Origin of the sequence: Salinimonas marina (assembly GCF_015644725.1) — a bacterium.
Classification (GTDB): domain Bacteria; phylum Pseudomonadota; class Gammaproteobacteria; order Enterobacterales; family Alteromonadaceae; genus Alteromonas.
Map to the genome: position 1 here is coordinate 780750 of NZ_CP064795.1, position 23156 is coordinate 803905.

The 23156-nt window shown below is 49.5% G+C and carries 19 protein-coding genes and 5 pseudogenes; 10 read left to right on the forward strand and 14 right to left on the reverse strand.

All coding sequences use genetic code 11. The annotated features are described in order from the left end of the window. Positions 1–49 precede the first annotated feature (49 nt). Positions 50–856, reverse strand: coding sequence for a transposase (locus IT774_RS03340; protein ID WP_408641200.1), 807 nt, complete (start codon positions 854–856; stop codon positions 50–52). Positions 857–1282: 426 nt separating this feature from the next. Here IT774_RS03340 and IT774_RS03345 point away from each other — a divergent pair, with 426 nt between their 5' ends. The 5 genes and pseudogenes from IT774_RS03345 (at position 1283) to ung (ending at position 8314) form a co-directional block, all read left to right on the forward strand. Further along, positions 1283–1888, forward strand: a complete 606-nt coding sequence (locus IT774_RS03345) for a DUF4198 domain-containing protein (protein ID WP_232365104.1) — start codon at positions 1283–1285, stop codon at positions 1886–1888. A gap of 1045 nt (positions 1889–2933) precedes the next feature. Continuing rightward, positions 2934–5398 (forward strand): annotated as a pseudogene (gene thrA, locus IT774_RS03350) (bifunctional aspartate kinase/homoserine dehydrogenase I). 16 nt (positions 5399–5414) lie between these two features. After that, positions 5415–6350 carry a homoserine kinase gene (gene thrB / locus IT774_RS03355; protein ID WP_195811333.1) on the forward strand — a complete coding sequence of 312 codons (936 nt, stop codon included), beginning with the start codon at positions 5415–5417 and terminating at the stop codon, positions 6348–6350. Positions 6351–6368: 18 nt separating this feature from the next. Beyond that, complete coding sequence (gene thrC / locus IT774_RS03360) at positions 6369–7661, forward strand: threonine synthase (protein ID WP_195811334.1); 1293 nt, start codon at positions 6369–6371, stop codon at positions 7659–7661. Then, positions 7658–8314 carry a uracil-DNA glycosylase gene (gene ung, locus IT774_RS03365; protein ID WP_195811335.1) on the forward strand — a complete coding sequence of 219 codons (657 nt, stop codon included), beginning with the start codon at positions 7658–7660 and terminating at the stop codon, positions 8312–8314. The genes thrC and ung overlap by 4 nt, the downstream gene beginning before the upstream one ends. A gap of 100 nt (positions 8315–8414) precedes the next feature. Here the strand turns inward: ung and IT774_RS03370 are convergent, their stop codons facing one another. The 3 genes from IT774_RS03370 to tal form a co-directional block, all read right to left on the reverse strand. Then, positions 8415–8591, reverse strand: a complete 177-nt coding sequence (locus IT774_RS03370) for a DUF3545 family protein (protein WP_195811336.1) — start codon at positions 8589–8591, stop codon at positions 8415–8417. A 230-nt stretch (positions 8592–8821) separates the two neighbouring features. Continuing rightward, a complete protein-coding gene (pgi, locus tag IT774_RS03375; protein WP_195811337.1) occupies positions 8822–10459 on the reverse strand; it encodes a glucose-6-phosphate isomerase in 1638 nt (545 codons plus the stop codon). A gap of 96 nt (positions 10460–10555) precedes the next feature. Next, the gene (tal, locus tag IT774_RS03380; RefSeq protein WP_195811338.1) at positions 10556–11515 is read right to left on the reverse strand and encodes a transaldolase; all 960 of its coding nucleotides are present in this window, start codon (positions 11513–11515) and stop codon (positions 10556–10558) included. Positions 11516–11841: 326 nt separating this feature from the next. On the opposite strand from tal, the gene yaaA reads away from it, so the two are divergent. Further along, positions 11842–12618: a peroxide stress protein YaaA gene (yaaA, locus tag IT774_RS03385; RefSeq protein WP_195811339.1), complete on the forward strand. Its 777-nt coding sequence runs from the start codon at positions 11842–11844 to the stop codon at positions 12616–12618. Positions 12619–12706: 88 nt separating this feature from the next. Here yaaA and IT774_RS03390 read toward each other — a convergent pair whose 3' ends face one another. The 4 genes and pseudogenes from IT774_RS03390 to IT774_RS03405 all read right to left on the reverse strand — a co-directional run bounded on the left by IT774_RS03390 (position 12707) and on the right by IT774_RS03405 (position 15272). After that, complete coding sequence (locus IT774_RS03390) at positions 12707–13099, reverse strand: DUF4426 domain-containing protein (protein ID WP_232365173.1); 393 nt, start codon at positions 13097–13099, stop codon at positions 12707–12709. 63 nt (positions 13100–13162) lie between these two features. Continuing rightward, positions 13163–13704: pseudogene (locus tag IT774_RS03395) on the reverse strand (YggT family protein). 19 nt (positions 13705–13723) lie between these two features. Continuing rightward, positions 13724–14542 (reverse strand): pyrroline-5-carboxylate reductase, encoded by an 819-nt coding sequence (gene proC / locus IT774_RS03400; RefSeq protein ID WP_195811341.1) that lies wholly within the window; start codon positions 14540–14542, stop codon positions 13724–13726. Positions 14543–14582: 40 nt separating this feature from the next. Beyond that, positions 14583–15272, reverse strand: a complete 690-nt coding sequence (locus tag IT774_RS03405) for a YggS family pyridoxal phosphate-dependent enzyme (RefSeq protein ID WP_195811342.1) — start codon at positions 15270–15272, stop codon at positions 14583–14585. Between the two features lie 29 nt (positions 15273–15301). On the opposite strand from IT774_RS03405, the gene IT774_RS03410 reads away from it, so the two are divergent. From IT774_RS03410 to IT774_RS03420, 3 genes are read left to right on the forward strand one after another with little or no spacing between them, the layout of a single operon-like run. Further along, positions 15302–16339 carry a type IV pilus twitching motility protein PilT gene (locus IT774_RS03410; protein WP_195811343.1) on the forward strand — a complete coding sequence of 346 codons (1038 nt, stop codon included), beginning with the start codon at positions 15302–15304 and terminating at the stop codon, positions 16337–16339. A gap of 11 nt (positions 16340–16350) precedes the next feature. Then, positions 16351–17457 carry a PilT/PilU family type 4a pilus ATPase gene (locus IT774_RS03415; protein WP_195811344.1) on the forward strand — a complete coding sequence of 369 codons (1107 nt, stop codon included), beginning with the start codon at positions 16351–16353 and terminating at the stop codon, positions 17455–17457. 2 nt (positions 17458–17459) lie between these two features. Then, a complete protein-coding gene (locus tag IT774_RS03420) occupies positions 17460–17816 on the forward strand; it encodes a putative signal transducing protein (RefSeq protein WP_195811345.1) in 357 nt (118 codons plus the stop codon). Between the two features lie 5 nt (positions 17817–17821). On the opposite strand, the gene ruvX is transcribed toward IT774_RS03420, so the two are convergent. The 5 genes and pseudogenes from ruvX to IT774_RS03445 all read right to left on the reverse strand — a co-directional run bounded on the left by ruvX (position 17822) and on the right by IT774_RS03445 (position 20906). After that, positions 17822–18250, reverse strand: a complete 429-nt coding sequence (gene ruvX / locus IT774_RS03425) for a Holliday junction resolvase RuvX (RefSeq protein ID WP_195811346.1) — start codon at positions 18248–18250, stop codon at positions 17822–17824. Continuing rightward, positions 18243–18809: a YqgE/AlgH family protein gene (locus IT774_RS03430; protein WP_195811347.1), complete on the reverse strand. Its 567-nt coding sequence runs from the start codon at positions 18807–18809 to the stop codon at positions 18243–18245. Before IT774_RS03430 ends, ruvX begins: the two co-directional genes overlap by 8 nt. Then, positions 18806–19770 (reverse strand): annotated as a pseudogene (gene gshB, locus IT774_RS03435) (glutathione synthase). The gene IT774_RS03430 and the pseudogene gshB overlap by 4 nt, the downstream one beginning before the upstream one ends. Positions 19771–19894: 124 nt before the next feature. Continuing rightward, positions 19895–20621 (reverse strand): annotated as a pseudogene (locus IT774_RS03440) (16S rRNA (uracil(1498)-N(3))-methyltransferase). A 114-nt stretch (positions 20622–20735) separates the two neighbouring features. Next, entirely contained in the window at positions 20736–20906 is a 171-nt protein-coding gene (locus IT774_RS03445) for a hypothetical protein (RefSeq protein ID WP_195811348.1), read from the reverse strand. 424 nt (positions 20907–21330) lie between these two features. Between IT774_RS03445 and IT774_RS03450 the strand changes: the two genes are divergently transcribed. Continuing rightward, complete coding sequence (locus IT774_RS03450) at positions 21331–22188, forward strand: mechanosensitive ion channel family protein (RefSeq protein WP_195811349.1); 858 nt, start codon at positions 21331–21333, stop codon at positions 22186–22188. 133 nt (positions 22189–22321) lie between these two features. On the opposite strand, the pseudogene IT774_RS03455 reads toward IT774_RS03450, so the two are convergent. Next, positions 22322–23121 (reverse strand): annotated as a pseudogene (locus IT774_RS03455) (M48 family metallopeptidase). Between the last annotated feature and the right edge of the window lie 35 nt (positions 23122–23156).

Below are 23156 nucleotides of genomic sequence, written 5' to 3' on the forward strand. Positions count from 1 at the left end.
CGACTTAATCGACTTTTTACCACAAAACTTTTTGGCTTTAATACGGCTTTCAGACAGCATCTAACATTCGATTATTCAACTTCCTATGAACCAAATCCAGGCTTATGCGCGTGCCAAACTGCTGTTCAATACCTTCTACCAGCCAGTGCCATTGCGCTTGGGAAAGCCGGGTCTTTTTCAGTATCGGTGTTGAACTAGCAGCCAGGCTGGATTTGTTGTGTAGAAACTGCTTACAGGTAAGGTTAACCAGCGCGAGGTAATCTTTTAAATGGAAGGGCAAGGCAGAAAATGCAGCAGGTTGGCCTGCCTCAGTAAACGCAAATAGCTCTTGGGGTTGTTGATTCTGCCGAACGGCCCGGATTCGTTTTTTGATACTGGTATGACAGGAACCTTGAGGTGTGGTTGCTAAACCTGCGCGTACCGGGTTCAAATCCACGTATGCCATACACGCGGCCAGCGCGGCTTCATCCAGTAATGCCTGAGATTTGAATCGCCCCTCCCAAAAGCGGCCGGTGCAATTATCTTCTTTATTCGCCTGCCGGGCGATGAATTCGTTGAGCAGTCGCATAAACCAGCTGATGTCGTACAGGCGTGAACGATAAATCTCCGCGGTACTTTTCACCGCTTCTGTTTCGGCTGTGGACATGGCTTTTCTTTCGGTGAGGTTTAGATAGCGGTTGGTCAGCACCGTGCCCTTATGAAGACGATGCCAGCGCTCTAGAACTTGTTCGGTCGACCACTGGCAGGCCGCTTGGCGGTCCACATGTAATACAACATGGGTGTGATTGCTCATGACCGCGTAAGCACAGATATCAATGGCGAATACAGTCCCTAAGAACAGCAGCCGGTCTTCCACCCATTGTCTTCGGTGCTCGTATGACTGTCCGGTATGCTTGTCTTTGCCACACAGGAACGCGCGGCGCACGCAGCGGGAGACGCAATGATAATAAGGTGTTTGCGATAGCGATATCAGAGATTTTCGGGGAAGTGGCACAGCAGGCTGCTCCGCTAAAGTACAAACCATTATAGTGTCTGCATTTCAGCAGTAAGAAAACTGTATCTAATGCCGGGCAGTGAGTGTCCAACAACCTGTATGAGTCTAAATCAAGTTCTAAACGGTAATAACTTTAGCTCTACGTAATTTAATGAAGGGACAATAAACATAATGAAAACAATAAAAGGGTTAGTTTGCTTGGCCATCTTATGCGGCAGTATCTCCATTGCTATGGCACACGATTTCTGGCTGGAACCGGGACAGTATTATGCAAAGGAAGCGACCGCAGTGCCTGTAAAATTCAAAGTCGGGCATGAAGAAAATGCGAGCAACTGGAATTTGAGCTGGGACAAAATAGTGGCATTACGTACCTACAGCAGTGCCGGGGTACAGGATATGGCGGCCAGTATTATCCCCAAATCTAACTTTATGCCAGGGGTGGCCAAAACTCAGAAACTTTCATCTGGTACCTATGTACTTGGGTTTGAAAGCTATCACAGTCGCAGTACCCTGGAGGCGGATACGTTCAATGCTTATGCCCGGGAAGAGGGCTTGGCAGATATTATTGCACATCGTCAGAAAAACGGTCTCGCCACCAAGCCGGGAACGGAATTGTTTTCACGTAAAGCCAAAGCCATCATCCAAATCGGCTCAGAACAGTCAGATATTGCTACAAGACCTCTGGGACACACACTGGAGATTGTGCCGTTACAGCATCCGGCAAAGATAAACTCAGAAGGTACATTTCCGGTTAAAGTACTATTTAAAGGAAAACCTCTGGAAAATGCCCTAGTTGATGTAGCACCTCTGTCTGGGGCAAGTCACAAAGAGCAGTCAAAGACCACCAATAGCCGGGGGAGGCCATTTTTAAGCTTACAGGAGAGGGGCCGGTAAAACTCAATGTGGTTTGGGGAGAAGTCAGGCCTAATAACACTGATGCTGATTATGAAAGCTATTTTTCCAGCCTTACTTTTACGCTCGACGGCCAATAAATCGCCCTGAGAACAAGTGTGGGCTCTGCAAAAATTATGAATACAAGCCCGGGAAGCCGAAACCGTCTCAGTTTCCCCGGGTTGTTTGAAAAGCGATAAGCGTTTTTACAAAAATGCTGATAATTCTCTTTGTGGAATCCAGTCTTTGCCCCGGGACTGCGTTGGTATGTCTGGTTCATGCACATTCTCTGTTCAATCCGCCTGCTCCAAAAGTTAATTTCTTTTTACGGTTCACGGTTGTCAATTATTTATCCAGGCCGCTGGTGATTACTCGAGGGTGGGTGTCCAACCAGAGATAGTTACCATTCGAGTCAATTAATCATAGAGCAAAGCGCCGTGTTTCAACAGCATTGAGTTCGGGGGGGCAATCAGTAGTATCCACACTATAGGTGGGTGTCCAGTTAGTAATATAGTGGGTGTCCATACTGTAGGAGGCAATGAGTTATGGTGGGTGTCCAATCAGTAGTGGGTGTCCAATCAGTATCCAATCAGTAATACTCTTAAAAAACATATCTCAACGCAGTGGTTGGCCGGTACGGCTTTGGCGTGGCCATGAGGTGAAGTCGCTTAATGGGGGGAAGTTGCTTATCAGTACAGAGGGGAAAGCAGCTCGTGAGGCTCATTATTTCGAGTGCCATTGGATTAGGAACTTGTCTTCGCCGTTATCGAAAGAATCCTAAGCGGGTTTAATAAAATAATGATTTTATGTTTGTCTACGTTTTACGCAATTGTGGGGTTGACTTATAGACGTCTATACGTCAAATTGAACCCATGAGCACAATGATTCGCACCACCGGCATGATTATGATTACCACCTCGACGAGGGCGGTAGCTGGTTAGTGCACAAAAAAGCACAAATACCAAAAACCCGCCCTCAACGAGAGCGGGTTTTTTTTTGCAAACAATGTTAAACATTGATGTAGTTAACCCTTGAAGAGGAGCAACAAATGAAAGTGTTGAAGTTTGGTGGATCATCTTTGGCCGACGCGCAGCGATATTTACGGGTCACCGAGATTAGTATTTCCACCCACCAAACCGACGGCGCAGCCGTCGTGCTCTCGGCGCCAAAAGGGGTAACAAATGCCTTGTCACTGCTGTGCGAGCAGGCAGCGACCGGAGAAGATTATTCGGTGCTATTGGATAAGCTGGCGAGCCTGGTCAGCGGCATCGCCGGGCAGCTGGATACCGAATTACCTGAGTTTGATAGCAAAAAAGTGTCGGTTTTTATTGAAAGTCAGTTGGTCAGTTTGCAAAAACAGCTTCAGGGTATTCAGTTATTAGGCTGCGCACCTGATTCGGTGACCGCGGGCATCCTAAGCATTGGAGAATACATCAGCGTCACGCTATTCGGGGCTATATTAAGTGCTAAAGAGGTTAACAATCAGATCATTGACCCTACTACCTGTATTATTGCGGAAGGCGATTATCTGGACAGCATCGCCGATGTGGCCGCCAGCAAACAACACTTTGCCGATACGCCCACCGATGGCAGCACGCTATTGGTTATGCCTGGTTTTGTGGCGGCCAACGAACAAGGCGAAAAGGTGACCCTGGGACGCAATGGCTCAGACTATTCAGCGGCTATTCTGGCGGCTTGTATTGATGCTAAAGCCTGCGAAATATGGACTGATGTGGATGGGGTTTACAACGCCGATCCAAATCAGGTGGAAGGCGCAGTGCTGCTGGATAAGCTTACTTACCAGGAAGCGATGGAACTGTCGTATTTTGGAGCTAAGGTACTGCACCCCAAAACAATTGGTCCCATTGCCCAGCACCACATCCCCTGTCGCATTCGAAATACATTGAATCCTCAGGCACCAGGAACCCTTATCTCCAACCAGCCAAGCGAGACCTGGACTTCGGTTAAGGGTATTTCTCAGCTGGATGATATCACCATGTTTAATGTCGCCGGGCCCGGCTTAAAAGGCATGGTAGGCATGGCCAGCCGCGTGTTTGAGGTGATGTCCAATGCCAATATTTCAATCTCACTGATAACGCAGTCCAGTTCAGAATACAGCATCAGCTTTTGTATTCAGGATAAAGATACCGATAAGGCCCAGGCCTTACTCGAAGAAGCCTTTGCGCTGGAGTTGCAAAATCAGTTGCTGGATCCGATAGAGGTTCGCCGGCAACTGGCTATTGTGACGCTGGTGGGTGATGGCATGCGTCACACCAAAGGGTTGGCGGCGCGCTTCTTCACCTCCCTGGCTCAGGCTCGGGTAAACAATGTGGCGATAGCCCAGGGCTCCTCAGAACGCTCTATTTCTACGGTTATTGAAGCCCGGCGTGCGAAAAAAGCGGTTCGGGTGATTCATCAGAATTTTTTCTCCAACCGGCATACCATTGATGTGTTTTTGGTGGGTTGCGGTAATGTCGGTAAAGAATTGCTTGAGCAGATCGCCCGTCAGCAGCCCGCCTTGCTACAGCGCAATGTTCAGCTGCGGGTGTATGGCATCGCCAATAGTCGGCAACTGCTACTGAATGCCCAGGGTATTGATGTGAGCAACAACTGGCCCGCGGCGTTACAGGCCGCTGAGGAGTCATTTTCGGTAGCACGCTTGCATCAGTTTGTTAACGACAACAGCCTGGTAAACCCGGTAATAGTGGACTGCACCAGTAATGCCGACATCGCCGACCAGTATGTAGCCATGCTGGATCAGGGATTTCATGTGGTCACGCCTAACAAAAAGGCCAATACCGCCTCCCTTGAATACTATCGGTGCTTACGCAAAACCGCTTTGCACACCAACCGTCAGTACTTGTATGAAACCACGGTGGGGCGGGGCTACCGGTTATCGATAATTTGCAGAAACTGTTCAGTGCCGGCGATACCCTGCACCGTTTTGAGGGCATTCTGTCGGGAAGTTTATCCTATGTATTTGGCAAGCTGGATGAAGGCATGAGTCTGTCGGAGGCGACCCTTACGGCCAGAAAAAATGGTTACACCGAACCGGACCCGAGAGACGATCTCAGTGGTATGGATGTCGCGCGAAAATTGCTGATTATGGCACGCGAAGCCGATTTGGAGCTGGAGCTCAGTGATATCACTATTGAGTCAGTGCTTCCTGCGGGCTTTGCTGATACCTGCTCGGTAGAGGAATTTATGCAGCGCTTACCAGAACTTGATGACGAGTTTGCAAAAAAAGTCGCTTCAGCCCGCGAACAAGGCAAGGTATTGCGTTACATTGGCAGTATAGAGAATGGAAAATGCCGGGTTTCGATAGCAGCAGTTACCACCGACAACCCCCTGGCGGCGGTCAAAGATGGTGAAAATGCGCTGGCGATCAGCAGTGAATATTACCGGCCTATTCCCTATGTCATTCGTGGTTATGGAGCAGGCGCTACGGTCACCGCTGCGGGGGTATTTGCCGATATACTGCGCACCATGCCATGGAAACAAAACGCTGGTTAAGTAACAAGGATAAACAATGACAACAATAGCTTACGCACCCGCATCAATCGGTAATATCAGCTTAGGTTATGATGTGCTTGGGGCCGCGATTGAGCCGGTGGATGGAACGCCCCTGGGTGATGTGGTGGAAGTGCAGCAGGCTGAGGCGTTTTCATTATCAGTGGACGGCCCCTTTGCCCATAAACTGCCGAGGCATGAAAACACCAATATTGTCACTCACTGCTACGAACATTTCATCGAAGCCATGGTCAAGTATGGCCAGCCCACTCACCCGGTGGCACTGACGCTGCACAAAAATTTGCCTATTGGCAGTGGTCTGGGCTCCAGCGCCAGCTCTATTGTGGCAGCTTTGCATGCCCTCAATATTCATTTTGGACAGCCATTTACCAAAAATGAGCTGTTGCATATGATGGGGGAGATGGAAGGCCAGATAAGCGGCAGTATTCACTATGATAATGTCGCGCCCAGTTATTTAGGGGGCATTACTCTGATGACCGGCCAGCAGGCACCGCTCACGGCGTCTCTGCCTGCCATAAATAGCTGGTACTGGGTCGTGTGTTATTCCGGAATTACGGTTTCTACGTCGCAGGCGCGGGATATTTTACCCGATTCAGTGCCCCTGGCGACCGGCCTTACCTTTGGTCGGCAGTTAGGTGTGTTTGTGCATGCTCTACATACCCAGGATGAAGCGCTGGCGGCCGCGGTAATGACCGATGTTATTGCTGAGCCCTATCGAAAGTCATTGCTACCGGGGTTTGATGAAGCCCGCATACATTGCCTGCGAGCCGGCGCCTTGGCGTTTGGCATTTCAGGTTCAGGACCCACCGTCTTTGCGGTATGTCAGAAATTAGAAGAGGCCCGTTCAATGGCCGCCTGGCTTGAAACTAACTACATTCAAAACGATGATGGTTTTAGCCATGTTTGTCGTATCCCGTCAAAGGGCGTTAAGTAACAGCGAAGGTATCAGATTGTGGAATTAGTAAATTTAAAAGACGCCAGTGACAAGGTTTCCTTTTCGCAAGCCGTCGCCAAAGGCTTAGGTAAACATCAGGGGCTTTACTTTCCGGTAGAAATTCCAAAACTGGAAAACATAGAAGCCTTGCTGGACATGCCGTTTGTAGAACGCAGTACCGCGCTGCTGCACCGTCTTATCGGTGATGAGCTGGGGGCGGGCGTACTGGATGAAATTGTGCAGACCGCATTTGATTTTAATGTCCCGGTAACCCAGATCAACGAAGATATATATACATTAGAGCTGTTTCATGGCCCGACACTGGCGTTCAAAGATTTTGGTGGCCGATTTATGGCGCAGTGTTTGTCCCGTATTGCCAGGGGTAAGCCGGTAACTATATTGACCGCGACCTCCGGAGATACCGGCGCCGCCGTAGCCCATGCGTTTCACGGCATCGAAAATATCAATGTGGTCATCTTGTTTCCAAAAGGTAAAATCAGTCCCTTGCAGGAAAAGCTGTTTTCTACCTTAGGCGACAATATTCATACGGTCGCGGTGGATGGCGATTTTGATAGTTGTCAGGCATTAGTAAAACAGGCATTTGATGATCCACAGGTACGTGATGACCTGCATCTTAATTCGGCGAATTCAATTAATATCAGCCGCCTGCTGGCGCAGGTTTGCTATTACTTTGAAGCAGTCAGTCAGTTACCGGCTGAGCGACGTAAAGAGCTGGTGGTGTCCGTCCCCAGCGGCAATTTCGGAAATCTTACGGCCGGCTTGATTGCCAAGGCGATGGGGCTGCCGGTAAAACGGTTTATCGCCGCCACCAATACCAATGATACGGTGCCGCGTTTTCTAAAAACCGGTGAATGGGACCCCAAAGCCACCGTGGCCACCATTTCAAATGCCATGGATGTGAGTCAGCCCAACAACTGGCCACGCATTGAGGCCCTGATTGAAAAAGGTTACATCGATAAACACAGTGTGCATGGTGAAGCGGTGGATGAGCAGTACACCCAACTGGCCATGCGGCAACTGGCGCAGGCGGGTTACACCAGCGAGCCGCATGCCGCCGTCGCCTACCGCGTATTAAGCCACTCTTTGGAAGAAGGTGAAACCGGGTTATTCCTGGGTACGGCGCATCCGGCAAAGTTTCGCGAAACCGTCGAAAATGTTTTAGGTCAGCCCATTAGTTTACCCCCGGAATTGGCGTCCGTGGTGGGCGAAGACAGTCTGGCAGTGGAGCTCAATGCCAGCTACGAAGAGTTAAAGGCACACATGCAACATCTGTTGAAAGATAAGCAATGAACTGGCACGACGTCCTGGGCGAGGAAAAGCAAAAACCTTATTTTCAAACGCTGATGGAGAAGGTCGAGCAGGAGCGTGCGGCGGGTAAGACAATTTATCCGCCCCGCGAGGATGTTTTCAACGCGCTGAAAGTCACCCCGCTGGACAATATCAAAGTCGTGATATTAGGTCAGGATCCTTACCATGGGCCGAACCAGGCTCATGGCCTGAGCTTTTCGGTTTTGCCTGGGGTCAAAACACCACCATCGTTGGTGAATATCTATAAAGAACTGGCCAGTGATATTGATGGGTTCTGCATCCCGGACCACGGCACGCTGACCTCATGGGCCGAGCAAGGTGTGTTATTGCTCAATACCGTGCTCACAGTGGAGCAGGGCAAGGCCCATAGCCATGCAAAATTTGGCTGGGAAACCTTCACGGATGCGGTAATTGAAGCAATCAATACTCATTGTGAAGGCGTGGTGTTTTTGTTGTGGGGAAGTCACGCTAAAAAGAAAGGTGCCGGAATCGATAGCGACCGCCATCATGTGCTTAGCGCCCCCCACCCATCGCCACTATCCGCCCATCGCGGATTTTTAGGCTGCGGGCACTTTTCAGCCACCAACCGCTTGCTTGAAGCGCAACAACAAGTACCAATAAGCTGGCAAATATAAACCGCACCGAACTTAGGGCAGTGATAAAACTGCCCGTACTCACCTGACCATCGCCACAAACAAAACGACCACCTGTAATAAGGTGGCCGTGATTTATGCTTTAGCGTTCCATGGTTTCCAGTTCATACTCAAAACTATAATCTAAATCAGCAAGCTCTTTTTCCAGCGCGAAACGATCTTGCAGTGCTTCAATCTCTCGCCATTTACGTTTTTTGCTTTTGGTTTTTGCCGGCGTTGTTTCGATATCTAACAAGGTAAATAGATCTGATTTATCCACGAGGATCTCCTTAATGTACCACTTACAACAGTCACTGAGTGAACGCATTATCCTTTCGACTAATCTTGTACCACAGCCACAGCAAAAATAAAACAAGAAAGTTTACCTTTTGTTAACACTTTATGACGTTTTTATGACATGGGTTATGAATCGGGCATAAAAAAGCGACCCTGAACAGGATCGCCTATTATATAACCACTTATCGCCACGTCGGGCTTTTTCCCAAGGGCTTAGTTCGCCTGGGTGAATTGCTTAATCAGTTGCAAGGTTGAGTCATCAAACTGACTCGCATCAGCATTGCCCTGAATACCATTAAGCACTTCATTACCCAACTGCTTACCAAGCTCGACACCCCACTGGTCAAACGAATTCACTTCCCAGATTACGCCCTGGACAAACACCTTGTGTTCGTATAAAGCTACCAAGGAACCAAGGGTTTCGGGGTCCAGCTGCTCAAACAACAAGGTATTGCTGGGCTTATTGCCCGGCATAGTTTTGTGCGCAGCCAGTTTGCTACGACGTTGTACGTCGGTCTCATCAGCCAGATCCGCGTAGCATTCATCATACGTTTTACCCTGCATCAGTGCCTGTGACTGTCCGAAGCAATTTGAAGCCAGCATGGCGTGATGAGTATCATTCTGATTCGGCACCTTTAATGGTAATAAAAAGTCGGCCGGAATGACGGAGGTTCCCTGATGAATGAGCTGGTGAAAGCTATGCTGGCCATTTGTGCCTTCGCTGCCCCAGATGATAGGGCCTGTCTGGTAATTTACCGTGTCGCCACTGTCATTGGTACGCTTGCCATTACTTTCCATATCGAGCTGCTGAACATAGGCCGGTAACCCGCGCAGATAATGGTAATAGGGCAATAGCACATGGGACTGTGCATTGAAAAAGTTGCGATACCATACACCCAGCATCCCCAGGATGACCGGCAGATTATTTTTCAGTGGCGCCGACCTGAAATGCTCATCCATTTGATGAGCCCCTTTAAGCAGGCGGTGGAAGTTGTCGTAGCCTAACGCCAGGCAAATCGGCAGACCAATGGCTGACCATAGCGAATAACGACCGCCCACCCAGTCCCACATGGGAAAGACATTGTCTTTATCGATACCAAATTCTGTCGCTGCTTTAACATTGGACGACACAGCCACAAAATGGCGGGCAATATCGGCCTGGCTGCCCCCGGCCTTCAGGAACCACTGTTTAGCGGACTGGGTATTTTGCAATGTTTCCTGTGTAGAAAATGACTTCGACGACATTACTATCAGGGTTTCTTCATGATTCACCTGACTCAGCACATCATGAATGTGACAGCCATCCACATTGGCAACAAAATGAACCTTCACCTTGTCAGTACGATAGGGTTTAAGAGCCTCTGTCATAATTTTTGGGCCTAAAAACGACCCGCCAATACCGATAGCCACAATATCTTTTACCGGTTTGCCGGTATAACCCACATGGGTTTGATTGTGGACCGCCTCCGTGAATTCACGCATCTTCTCCAGCGTCGCCTGTATTTCCGGCATAACGTCTTCACCCTCAACCTGCACTGGCTCGCCAGACAGATTGCGCAAAGCAGTATGCAGCACCGCTCGCTGTTCGGTGTGATTAACAGGCTCGCCACTGAACATACGCTCACGGGCCGTTTCAAGGCCCTGGGCGCGGGCCAGGTCAAACAACGTGGTTAACACCTCATCGGTTACCCGGTTTTTCGAGTAATCCAGAAAAATACCACAGGCTTTGGCTTGCATTGACTGAGCACGTTGGGAGTCTTCTGCGAACCAGTCGCGCATATGGGCCTGTTTTACCGAAGCGGCCAGCTCGCTCAGCTTTTGCCACTGGGGTTGATCAGTTAAGGTGGTCATGATGCCGTCCTTTGGTGTGATATTAAGACAAACTAAAGGGCTATGCCGCGACGCATAACCCTGAGAAATTCAGTAAAAGAGGGAACGCTGAGCTGACTAAATATCCAGCTTTTCTTTTAACGTGGTTTCCAGTTTCACCTGATCGGCGGCAAAATTACGAATGCCTTCGGCAAGTTTCTGGGTGGCCATCGGGTCTTCGTTCATGTTCCAGCGAAACTCTGCTTCGGTTAACTTTTCACCCGGAGTTTCGCTGGCGCCTTCGTCTTTCAGAACGGCTTTTAATGGCGCGGTTTCATTCGCCAGCTCTTCCAGCAGCGCCGGACTGATGGTCAGCCGGTCACAGCCGGCCAGGGCCTGAATTTCACCAATATTACGGAAGCTGGCGCCCATTACGATAGTCTCATAACCATAATGCTTGTAGTAATCATAGATTTGGGTGACTGACTGCACACCCGGATCTTCATGAGGGGCATACTCTTTTTTATCGGTATTGGCTTTGTACCAGTCCAGAATGCGGCCCACAAACGGGGAAATCAGAAAGGCACCGGCTTCGGCACAGGCACGCGCCTGGGCAAAGCTGAACAATAATGTGAGGTTACAATTGATGCCTTTTTGCTCAAGGACTTCAGCGGCACGAATGCCTTCCCAGGTAGAAGCAATTTTGATCAGAATGCGGGATTTGTCGATGCCTTCATCGGCGTACAGCTCAATCAGACGTTCCGCTTTGGCAATAGTCGCTTCGGTATCAAACGATAAGCGGGCATCGACTTCGGTAGAAATACGGCCCGGTACGGAGCCTGAGATTTCCTTACCAATTAGCACGGACAGTTTGTCAGCGGCATCCACCAGTTGTTGGTCGTGATCTTTAGACTGCAGCTTTGCCCAGGCGACCGCATCATCAATAATTTGCGCATAATGAGGCATACCGGAGGCTTTCAGTAGCAGTGACGGGTTGGTGGTGGCATCAACAGGCTGATACTTTTTAATCGCTTCAATATCACCGGTGTCCGCCACAACGGTGGTCATTTCGCGTAAGGCTTCTAACTGATTGGTCATATTTCTCTCTAAATCTGTAAATGTGAAAGTATGCTGACCGGCTAGTTTACAAACCAGACTAACCAGTCAGAAAAAATTATTACTGCGGTCTTTATCTCAAAACGAAATTTTTGTGCTGCATATTTCGTGGGCGCTCAGGCCAAAGGCAGATAAGAATGCTCGCCCTGATACTGTATGAAAAAGCGCGTATAAATACCACCTCTAAACATTGGGGTGATTGGCCCGTATTCAACCAATTTAATGATTACACCGATATAGTTAATCAATTTGCCAATACTGGCGGGTTCGATACACTACTCACATTCAATTTAAACACTGGAGCTACTATGCTGGTTGTTGTTTCACCCGCCAAGAATCTTGACTTTGAGTCGCCGGTACCGACCGAGTCGTATACGCAGCCTGAAATGCTGAATGAGGCGCAGAAGCTGGTTGAGCGGTGCCGCGAATTATCCCCGGCGCAGCTGGGTTCATTGATGAGCATCAGCGACAAACTGGCAATGTTAAATGCCGATCGCTTTACCGAATTTTCAACGCCATTTACCCCCGACAATGCCCGTCAGGCGATATATGCGTTTAATGGCGATGTGTACAGTGGTCTGGATGCCTACAACCTGAGCCCCAAAGCGATAGATTACGCCCAGCAGCATTTTCGTATTTTATCGGGCCTGTACGGGGTATTGAAGCCGCTGGATCTGATGCAGGCTTACCGGCTCGAGATGGGTACAAAACTGGATAATAGTGAAGGCAAAGACCTGTATCAGTTCTGGGGCAGCCGAATCACCGAACAGCTCAACAAATCGATGGCTGCGCAGGGCGATAATGTGCTGGTTAACCTGGCTTCAAATGAGTATTTCAAGTCGGTGAAGAAAAAGCAGTTGGATGGAGCAATTATCACCCCGCATTTCAAAGATAAGAAAAACGGTAACTATAAGGTGATTAGTTTTTACGCTAAAAAAGCCCGGGGCATGATGGCACGCTTTATCCTTGAAAATCAGATTGAAGACGTGGCGGGTTTGCATGACTTTGATGCTGATGGCTATTACTACAGCGAGGAACAAAGTAGCGGTAATGATTTGGTATTTTTACGCGAAGAACAAAGCTAGCTTCTATCCCTGGATGCTGGATTTGCATAAAAAAGCCTGGTCAGTGCCAGGCTTTTTTAATCGTGCTTAATTCGCGGATTATTCGCTCTTAATCGGTGTAGAGCTTTTGCTGGAATTTCAGGGTTTGCCGGGCGTCGCCCTGCTGTAGTCTGATATTAAAACGAAAGGTCTCCAAATTATCAAATGACAGTATCGCCAGATAATAAATGGCATCACCGTCTTCCACCCGCCGAAATTTTAATTGTTGGGCACTGCCCAGCAGGTTGGTCGCCGTGCCGGTAACATCGACCCGCTGTGGTTGTTGAGACTGCTTATTGAGCACCGACACATTCACCAGCGCCGAATACTTACTACGAACAATGTCATAGGCTTTGGCCACATCCGGCGTTAAAAAGGCAGTATTCACCACGATATAATGCACATCCCAGTCGCCCAGCGTCTTTTTTTGCTCAGCCTGGACCCCAAAGGTGGCTACGACCATCAGCAATATTCCGGTTATCCACTGCTTTATGCTTATCATGGTGATACGGTGCCTGTGAGGTTTTTAATACAAACGAAAGGTTTCTTGCAGCAGCAGCTGGATAAACTGTAACGCAATAATGGCCACCAGAACCGACAGATCAAGCCCGCCGATGGGGGAATAACCTTGCGGATTGGCGCCAGAAAAGGTTCGGTTAACTGATGCAATACATACTCTATGGGGTTATTGCCCTGTGAAATCCAGCTAAGAATTGCACGCAGGATAAGCACCCAGAAGACCAGTGAGAAGGCTTCTTTTAACACATCCACGATGGCCACAAAAAACATCACCAGCGGGTTTAAAATGCCAGAGCCAAATACCAGTGACAGGGTCGCCAGTTTGGCAAATGAGACGATTATCGCCAATACAAAGGTGGCGGTATCAAACCGCCCCAGTGAAGGAATAACCCGTCGCATCGGCCCCACGATAGGGTGGGTGGCCTTGACCACAAACTGGCTTAAAGGATTGTAAAAATCAGCCCGGGCCAGCTGTAACCACAAACGTAAAATCACTACCATCAAATACAGATTGAATAGTGTAGAGATAAGAAATACCGATGCGTTCATCTAAAAATATCCTGCTAATTTAAAGTTCTTTGGCCATTTCTTCGGCACGGGACACAGCCGCGCGCATCGCTTTGGCAACGGTTTCCTGCAAGCCCTCATCAATCAGCGTATTGACGGCGGCCGCAGTCGTCCCGCCTTTTGAGGTAACCTGGGCGCGTAATTCACTTAACTGCAAATCCGGATTCTGACAAACCATTTCGGCGGCCCCCAGCATCGACTGCTGGACCATCGTCCGGGCGGCCTGTTCGTCAAAGCCCATATTCATGGCTTCTTCCTGCATGGCTTGTAAAAACAGGAAAAAATACGCCGGGCTGCTGCCTGCAGCGGCGATCACCCCGTTGATATCCTCTTCTTTTTCGGCCCAGACCGTGGCGCCGACACCATTCATCATGTCTTCTACAAACTGGCGGTTGTCCGAGCTGATACCCTGTTCGGCATATAAACCGGACATTCCTTTGCCCAGCAGGCTGGGAGTATTAGGCATGACCCGAACCAGATCATAATCGCCGCCCAGCATTTCTTTTAAGCGGCTGACGGTCAGACCTGCTGCAATCGAGATAAACAGTTTATTCTCAAAACCGTCTTTGGTGAGGGCATCACACATTTTGCCCATTACCTGGGGTTTGACAGACAACACAACCGCATCAGCAAAAGCACATGCTTCATCATTAGACTGGGAGGTTTTTATGCCAAACTCCTGTGCCATCTTTTCAAGCGGACCGGAGCTGGGATTACTGGCCATGATCAGGTTTTTGTCGTAGCCTGACTGAATCAGTCCGCTGATAATACTCCGGCTCATGTTACCAGCGCCGATGAATGCGAGTTTTTTCTGTTGCATGTGTGTCCTTTTGGTTTGATGTAAAAATTAGTAATAAAGGTTACGAATTTCGGGCACCAAAAATAGCCGTACCAACACGGACCATATGGGAACCATGGGCAATCGCTACTTCTAAATCACCACTCATACCTACGGATAGGGTATCAAAATTGCTCAGCTTTGTATGGTATTGGCCGAATAATTCTGCCAGCCGGGCGAGGGTTTGTTGCTGCTCTTCAGATGAAGCGCTGGCTTTAGGGATGGCCATCAGTCCACGTAACCGCAAGCGTTTAAAGCGGCTAACCTGGTCAATCAGCGCCGGCAGTTCCTCCGCCGATACCCCAGACTTTGAAGCTTCATCATCCAGATTCAGCTGAATGCAGACATTCAGTGGCGCCAGGTTATCAGGGCGTTGTTCGTGCAGCCGGCGGGCAATTTTCAACCGGTCCACAGACTGTACCCAATCAAAATGTGCTGCCACCACACGGGTTTTGTTGGATTGAATCGGGCCTATCATATGCCACTCAATATCATCACAATCCTGTAACGCCTGAATTTTTTCAACCCCTTCCTGAATGTAGTTTTCGCCAAACAAACGTTGTCCGGCTTCATACGCTAGCCTGATATCAGATACCGGTTTTGTCTTTGATACCGCTAGTAATCGGACGGATTTTAAAGGACGATTAGCCTGCGCAGTCGCCTGTTCTATCCGTGCATAGGTGGTTTTCAGTCGTTCTGCTATTGTTTGCATAGTGCACCTAACGATATGGAGATGTTTTCGTGGATATTACCGAACTTTTGGCTTTCAGTGTTAAGAATAACGCATCGGATCTACACCTTTCAGCCGGCTTACCGCCCCTCATTCGCGTCGATGGCGAAATGCGGCGCCTGAATATACCAGAGTTGGACCACAAACAGGTTCATGCGCTTATTTATGAAATCATGAACGACAACCAGCGCAAAGAATATGAAGAAAAGCTGGAAGTGGATTTTTCTTTTGAAGTTAAAGATCTATCGCGCTTTAGGGTCAATGCATTTATGCAAAACCGTGGCGCGGCCGCGGTGTTGCGGACCATTCCTTCCTCAATTCTGACTCTGGATGATTTGGGCGCGCCTGAAATTTTCAAAGAGATTATTAAACAGCCTACCGGCTTGGTGTTGGTCACCGGTGCTACCGGTTCGGGCAAGAGTACTACGCTGGCAGCGATGGTGGATCACATCAACTCTAATAAACGCGAGCATATTCTGACCATTGAAGATCCCATTGAATTTGTGCATGACAACAAAACCAGCCTGGTTAACCAGCGTGAGGTTCACCGGGACACCCACAGTTTTACCAGCGCTTTGCGCTCAGCGTTGCGTGAAGACCCCGATGTCATTCTGGTAGGCGAATTACGCGACCTGGAGACTATCCGGCTGGCCATGTCTGCGGCCGAAACCGGCCACCTGGTGTTCGGCACCCTGCACACAAACTCGGCTCCCAAAACCATTGACCGGATTATTGATGTATTTCCGGCCGCCGAAAAGTCGATGATTCGCTCCATGTTGTCTGAGTCTCTGCGAGCGGTTATTTCCCAAACCTTGTTGAAAAAAATTGGCGGGGGCCGGGTGGCCGCGCACGAAATCATGCTGGGGGTGCCGGCGATTCGTAATCTGATTCGCGAAGATAAAGTGCCACAAATGTATTCTGTTATTCAGACCGGCCAGTCCATTGGTATGCAAACCATGGATCAATGCCTGCAACGCCTGGTTGCCAAAGGTATTGTGTCGCAGCAAGACGCTGCGGCTAAATCCGTTGATAAGCAAAACACTTTTTAAGGAATCCGCTCGTGTTAATCGATTTTTTGCGTCAGGCTACAGAACTAGGCGCCTCTGATATTTTTGTTACGGCGGGTTTTCCGGTCAGTGCCAAAATCAATGGTGAGCTGATTCCTCTTGGCGGTGACAAGTTGTCATCTTTTCAGGCCAAAGAGCTGGTGCACAGCATCATGGAATCGCGCTATGTGGAAGAGCTTAATACCCTGAAAGAAGCAAATTTTGCTGTTGGCATCAGTGGCCTGGGGCGTTTTCGTTGCTCGGCATTCTGGCAGCGGGATTCAGTGGGAATGGTGATTCGCCGGATTGTCACCGAAATCCCCAAAGTGGATGAGCTGGGTCTGCCCGCGGTTTTAAAAGATGTGATCATGAGCAAACGCGGTCTTGTGTTAATGGTGGGGGCGACCGGGACCGGTAAATCCACCTCGCTGGCGGCGCTTATCGACCATCGTAATCATAATTCTTCCGGCCATATCTTAACCATTGAAGACCCGGTAGAGTTTATCCACCGCCATGGCAAATGTGTGGTCACCCAGCGTGAGGTGGGCATCGACACCCATTCTTTTGAAGATGCCCTGAAGAGTTCTTTACGGCAGGCTCCTGATGTCATTTTACTGGGTGAAATCCGCTCAATGGAAACCATGGAATATGCCATGTCGTTTGCCGATACCGGGCATTTATGTGTGGCGACCCTGCATGCCAATAACGCCAACCAGGCAATTGAACGCATCATGCATCTGGCGCCAAAAGAACTGCATAAAAAGCTGCTGTTTGATCTGAGCCTGAATTTACGTGCCATCGTGGCTCAGCAACTGGTCCCCACGCAGACCGGCGGACGCACCGCGGCGATTGAGGTCTTGCTCAACACCCCCTTTGTGAGCGAGCTTATTCAGGCGAACCGGGTCGGGGAGCTGAAAGAGGCAATGAAAAAGAGTCGCGAGGCGGGAATGCAGACCTTTGATATGGCCCTGTATGAACTGTATCAGCGTGGGGATATTGACCTGGAGCAGGCATTGCATCATGCTGACTCTCCAAATGATCTGCGATTAATGGTCAAACTGGATGCCAGCAATGGCTCAAACTTAGGCTCGCTGACAAATGTCTCAATCGATATGGATTAACCATGCAAAAACTGTTTGGCAGTGATGATCGGTTTTTAATTCAGCGCCTGCGTAGCGAGCTGGAAACCGCAGGCATTCCATATCTGATGAAAAACGAATATGTGGCCGGTGCGGTAGGTGAATTACCCTGGCAGGATATTCAGCAGCAGGTATGGTTGCTCGACGAAAGCTGGGCTCATCAGGCCGTAAAAATTGTGGAAAGTCTTAGTGAGATCGGGCGTTGCTTTTGTGAAAATTCTGACTGGCAATGTGCACAGTGTAATGAACTCAATGAAGGCGCCTTTGCGATCTGCTGGCAGTGTCAGGCGCCCAAGCCAGAGCCATGTTGTCATCGGCAGGTGCCACTACCGGCCACCTGAGCCGGCTAATACTGGTTTTCCGCCCAGCTGGTGAAAATTACACAGGCAGAAACACTGTCGATTTTTTCCTTGGTAAGCTTTTTATAGCCGCCCAGTTCAAACAGCATAGATTTAGCATCCACCGTAGATAACCGTTCATCCCAGGTGTCTATGGCGACCTGAAACCGGCCATTCAGACGGTTGGCAAACTTTCGGGCGCGCCGGGTTACTTCCTGTTCAGTGCCATCCATATTCAACGGTAAGCCCACCACGGCTAAATCCGGCGTCCAGTCTTTAAACAATTGGCCAACTTTTTCCCAGTCCGGGATGCCATCGGTAGCTTTTAATGCAGCCAGCGGCGAAGCGGTACCGGTAATTTCCTGTCCTACCGCGACCCCTATACTTTTCGTCCCAAAATCAAATGCCAGCACGGTACGCTGGCCAGCCTCACGCATGGCCAATGTCCGGGGTCAGCTGCCACACATCGATACCGAGTTTGTTCACCGCCGCCTGCCATTTTTCGTGCACGGGGGTATTAAACAGGATCTGCGGATCTGCCTCGATGGTCAGCCAGGCGTTTTCCTGCAATTCTTTTTCCAGCTGACCGGCTGTCCAGCCGGCGTAGCCTAATGCAATCAAAGCGCTATCGGGTCCGGCATTGGTGCCGATGGCGGTGAGAATATCCTTGGAGGTGGTCACCACAATATTATCGGCCAGGGTCAGACTTGAGCCCCATTGGCCCTGATCAGAATGCAATACAAAACCGCGCTCCTGATTCACCGGCCCGCCGGTGAGCACAATCTGCTCCTGTTTATCCTCAGCGACGATCAGATCTTTGTCGGTCTGTTCCAGCAATTCGCGCAAATTCATCGCCGATGGCTGGTTGATCACAATGCCCATAGCGCCTTCTTCATTGTGCTCACAAATGTACGTCAGCGAGCGCTCGAAAAAGGGGTCATCGAGTGATGGCATCGCAATAAGCAAATGATTTTGTAAGCTTTTTACCTCAGTCATGCGTTACTCCCGGTAGACTTCAGGCGGCGTTCTATGGCATCGAACAGCATCGCCATGATATTAATATCAAAACTGGCTTCTATTTCTCTTACGCAGGTGGGGCTGGTAACGTTTATTTCGGTAATTTTATCGCCAATGACATCCAGACCCACAAACAACAGTCCATGGTCTTTTAAGACCGGGGCGATGGTGCTGGCAATCTGGTGATCAGCTTCGCTAAGCGCTTGCGGACGGCCGGTGCCGCCGGCGGCAAGATTACCACGGGTTTCCCCTTTGCCGGGTAACCGCGCCAGAGCATAGGGCACCACCTCACCATCCACAATCAGAATGCGCTTATCGCCATCTTTTATTTGCGGCATATAGCGTTGGGCCATCATGAAATATTTGCCATGTTTGGTGAGGGTCTCAATCACCACGCCCAGGTTGTTACCGTCTTCTTTGACTCTGAAGATAGATGCACCGCCCATCCCATCCAGCGGTTTACAAATAATGTCTTTGTGGGTGGCATGGAACTCTTTGACCTTAGCCGCGTTGCTGGTCACCAGGGTGTCTGGGATCAGCTCGCTGAACCAGGCGGTGAAAAGCTTTTCGTTGTAATCGCGCAGGGCCTGTGGGTTGTTCACTACCAGCGCGCCATCGCGTTCGGCCAGCGACAACACCTGAGTGGAGTATAAGAACTCGCTATCAAAGGGGGGTCTTTGCGCATCAGCAGCACATCAATCTGACCCAGCGGCACGGTGTAGGTATCGCCTAACTGATAAAAGTCAGTGTCAGTGTCCTGCACCTTAATGTTGCGCGCCAGACCCATAGGTTTGCCGTTGTCCAAATACAGATCGGCGGGCTCAAAATACACCACAGTGGCGCCCCGGCGCTGGGCTTCAAGCATCATGGCAAAGCTGGTGTCTTTGTGCGGCTTAATGTTGGCGATGGGATCCATCACCACGCCTACGGTATAGGTCATGGTAGTCTACTTTTGTTATCAGGGGTGAATACAAACGAATATGGCGTCCGGCCGCCGATTTTCAAGACCGGGCCGGGGAATTTATCAGGCTGGATACCGGTTTATGCATTCGGAAAAAGGCAGCTCAAAGGTCGCCGTGAATGCCTTGTAACAGACTTAAGCTGGCAATTGCGGCGGTTTCTGTACGCAATATACGTGGGCCCATACTAACGGCGGCATAGCCAGCTTCGGTGGCATGGTGAATCTCACTGTCAGATAAGCCGCCTTCTGGCCTATCAGCAACCGGTAGCCATCCGTACTATAAGCGGTACGGCTGAGCGGGCGGTGGCGCCAGGAGCCAGTACCAAGCGCTGCTGACGGGTGGAGTGAGCCAGTAACTGGTTCAGTGTTTGGGCCGGATTCAGGGTGGGCAAGGTATTGCGGCCGCTTTGTTCGCACGCCCCAATAATGATTTTTTGCCACTGCTGAAACTTTTTCTCCCAGCGCTTCTCATCCAGTTTTACGGTACAGCGCTCGGTGATAACCGGCGTAATCTCGGTGACGCCCAGCTCCACACTTTTTTGCAGCACGGTTTCCATCCGGTCGCCTTTAGAGACGCCTTGGGCCAGATGCAATCGTAGCCCGGATTCCACCTTCAGCGCCAGACACGCATCCATTTCAACCATCACTTCACGGCGGGCGACACTGATAATCTGACCGCTGTATTCGTTGCCATCACCATTAAACAGCACAATAGGCTGATTGGCTTTTAACCGTAACACGGTACTGGCATGATGAGCCGCTTCAGGGGCTAGCGAAAACTCGGTATCAGTGGCAATGGGGCCGGGGTGGTAAAAGCGTGGAATGCGCATACAACAAGGTTCTTAGTTTAGTATGAGCGATATAATAACGAGTTTGACCTGACCGACGCAATGTCTGTCAGATCAATAACCAATTAAACTACCTATAGACTGATAACAGCCGGGTCAGGAATTTATTGAAACCACTTTGGTTGAGGGTTTCTTCGACATATCAGTCATCGACGGCGGGGAGGGCGCGTGACGTCGCGCATAGATGGTGTTTTTGCCTTTGTCTGAAGATAATGCATAGGCAAACAACACTACTACAATGACAAAAAGCACTGTAAGAAATAACATTGTCTGATCCTTTGTTTCGTCAGGTTAATGCTAACCACTTAGGGATACTGGATAATCAAAATACTAAGGGTTACTGGGAACTCTCCGGGGCGTGAGACAGCTCATTCCGTTAGCATACGGAGCGGAGAAGCCCCCATCATAGTAACTTTGAGCTGGTCATGCCAGCACAAATAAGCATGCGTCCTGGTTTTTTTTCAAATAACATTGAAAACAGCAACTTGTATATTGAGGCCAAATGAAGGCGTAAAACATCTGACGCATCTGACTGATGAGTACGTGAAACAAATCGATTCTGGTCAAATAAAGGTATAACCAACAAAACAATTTATTCATGATGGTGGTAATGAGAGACGTTGCAACGACTTCACAGGCCTTGTTAGCGTAAGTTATCAGTTAGTTATCAATCCATACTGTGGGAGAAAAAATGGAAAATATAAACCTGGTATCCACCGAAGATATTCAGATGTACTTTAATGAATACGCCGTGCCGTGGGCAATTAATATTGCCATGGCATTAATTATCTTTGTGGTAGGCCGGTTGGTGGTCGGCATCATTATGTCGATGTTCCGGCGCTTAATGGCCAAATCCAAACACGACGAGATGTTGATCAATTTTCTGGAGTCCATCATCAGTGCGATTCTGATGTTGTTCGTTATTGTTGCCTCGTTAAACGAATTGGGTGTGGATACCACCTCATTAGTGGCGATTGTGGGTGCCGCGGGCCTGGCCATTGGTCTGTCATTGCAGGATTCTTTGAAAAACTTTGCTGCCGGCGTGATGCTGCTGGTGTTCAAACCTTTCAAATCCGGTAATTTCGTGGAAGCGGCAGGCACCACCGGGATTGTGCAGAAAATCGGTATTTTTCATACCATCATGACCTCCCTGGACAATAAAGAAATCACCATCCCGAATGGCAAAATCTACAATGACAATATCACCAACTATTCGGCTAAAGACACCCGCCGTTGTGATATGGTGTTTGGCATTGGCTATGATGATGATTTGCTTAAAGCCAAACGGATTCTGGAAGAAATGGTGCATGCCGACGAGCGGGTATTAAAAGATCCCGAACCGTTGGTGGCGGTTTCGGAGTTGGGCGATAACAGTGTGAACTTTATCGTGCGCCCGTGGGTGAACTCTTCAGACAACTTTGCGTTGCGGCTGGATTTCACTGAAAAAGTGAAGTTACGCTTTGATGAAGAGGGTATCTCAATTCCTTACCCGCAAATGGATGTGCATTTGCATAAAGAAGCAGAGGCGGCGCAGCAGGTACAAAAATAGTACACGCCCCAGACATAAAAAAAGCGCCTTTAGGCGCTTTTTTTATGTCTGTTGAATTGTGTTTGATAGCGATGCCCCATTGCTTTCACTTTAGCTCGGGGCTGTTATCAGAGCTGTCATCAGGGCTGGCTGGTTAAGGCTTACATGAAGGGCGTTGGCTGGTATTTTGATAGTCTGCCAGGGCCGCACTCATATTGGCCTGCAAATCTTCGATGCGGGTTTGTGGGGCCGGGTGAGTCGATAAAAACTCCATTGGCCGCTCCCCGGAGCTCGCCGCATCCATATTTTTCCAAAGTTGAATCGACGCACGTGGGTCAAAACCCGCCTGGGCCATCAATTCTAAACCGATAATATCTGCTTCAGATTCGTGGGTCCGGCTGAACGGCAGTTGCACACCTACCTGCACCCCTAAACCAATGGCAGCCATAATCGGACCGGTTTGACTAACTTCGTTGGCCGCCAGTACCTGTCCTACGGCCTGGGAACCCATATTGATGATAGTCCCCTGAGACATACGCTCATTACCATGTTCGGCAATAACGTGTCCTACCTCATGGCCAATAACGGCGGCCAGCTGGTTCTGATTTTCTGCTACCTTCAGCAAACCGGTATACACCCCGATTTTACCACCCGGTAAGGCAAACGCATTCACCTGCTCATCATCAAACACCACCACTTCCCAGCGGCCATTGTATACCGATTGCGGCACATGGGGGTGATGGCGTTGGCAATACACTCAACATAGGCATTCTGTACCCGCTTGTTAGATACCTTTAACTCTTCTTTCATGCTGGCAAAGGCCTGGTCGCCCATCTGTTCAAGTTGATCCGATGAATACAACAGCACCTGGTTACGGCCCGTAGGGGAGGTGGCACAGGCACTTAACAATACGGTAAGGCCCAGAGCGACCAGCGGTTTGGTCCACGCAGACATACAGAAATCCTTCTTAATTATACTAAACATATCGA

What these genes read in the sequence shown, in the direction of transcription:
- thrB (WP_195811333.1), top strand. Translation starts at nt 5,415, where the DNA reads ATGACAACAATAGCTTACGCACCCGCATCAATCGGTAATATCAGCTTA.
- ung (WP_195811335.1), top strand. Translation starts at nt 7,658, where the DNA reads ATGAACTGGCACGACGTCCTGGGCGAGGAAAAGCAAAAACCTTATTTT.
- pgi (WP_195811337.1), bottom strand. Translation starts at nt 10,459, where the DNA reads ATGACCACCTTAACTGATCAACCCCAGTGGCAAAAGCTGAGCGAGCTG.
- tal (WP_195811338.1), bottom strand. Translation starts at nt 11,515, where the DNA reads ATGACCAATCAGTTAGAAGCCTTACGCGAAATGACCACCGTTGTGGCG.
- yaaA (WP_195811339.1), top strand. Translation starts at nt 11,842, where the DNA reads ATGCTGGTTGTTGTTTCACCCGCCAAGAATCTTGACTTTGAGTCGCCG.
- IT774_RS03390 (WP_232365173.1), bottom strand. Translation starts at nt 13,099, where the DNA reads ATGGTCGTAGCCACCTTTGGGGTCCAGGCTGAGCAAAAAAAGACGCTG.
- proC (WP_195811341.1), bottom strand. Translation starts at nt 14,542, where the DNA reads ATGCAACAGAAAAAACTCGCATTCATCGGCGCTGGTAACATGAGCCGG.
- IT774_RS03405 (WP_195811342.1), bottom strand. Translation starts at nt 15,272, where the DNA reads ATGCAAACAATAGCAGAACGACTGAAAACCACCTATGCACGGATAGAA.
- IT774_RS03420 (WP_195811345.1), top strand. Translation starts at nt 17,460, where the DNA reads ATGCAAAAACTGTTTGGCAGTGATGATCGGTTTTTAATTCAGCGCCTG.
- ruvX (WP_195811346.1), bottom strand. Translation starts at nt 18,250, where the DNA reads ATGCGTGAGGCTGGCCAGCGTACCGTGCTGGCATTTGATTTTGGGACG.
- IT774_RS03430 (WP_195811347.1), bottom strand. Translation starts at nt 18,809, where the DNA reads ATGACTGAGGTAAAAAGCTTACAAAATCATTTGCTTATTGCGATGCCA.
- IT774_RS03445 (WP_195811348.1), bottom strand. Translation starts at nt 20,906, where the DNA reads ATGTTATTTCTTACAGTGCTTTTTGTCATTGTAGTAGTGTTGTTTGCC.
- IT774_RS03450 (WP_195811349.1), top strand. Translation starts at nt 21,331, where the DNA reads ATGGAAAATATAAACCTGGTATCCACCGAAGATATTCAGATGTACTTT.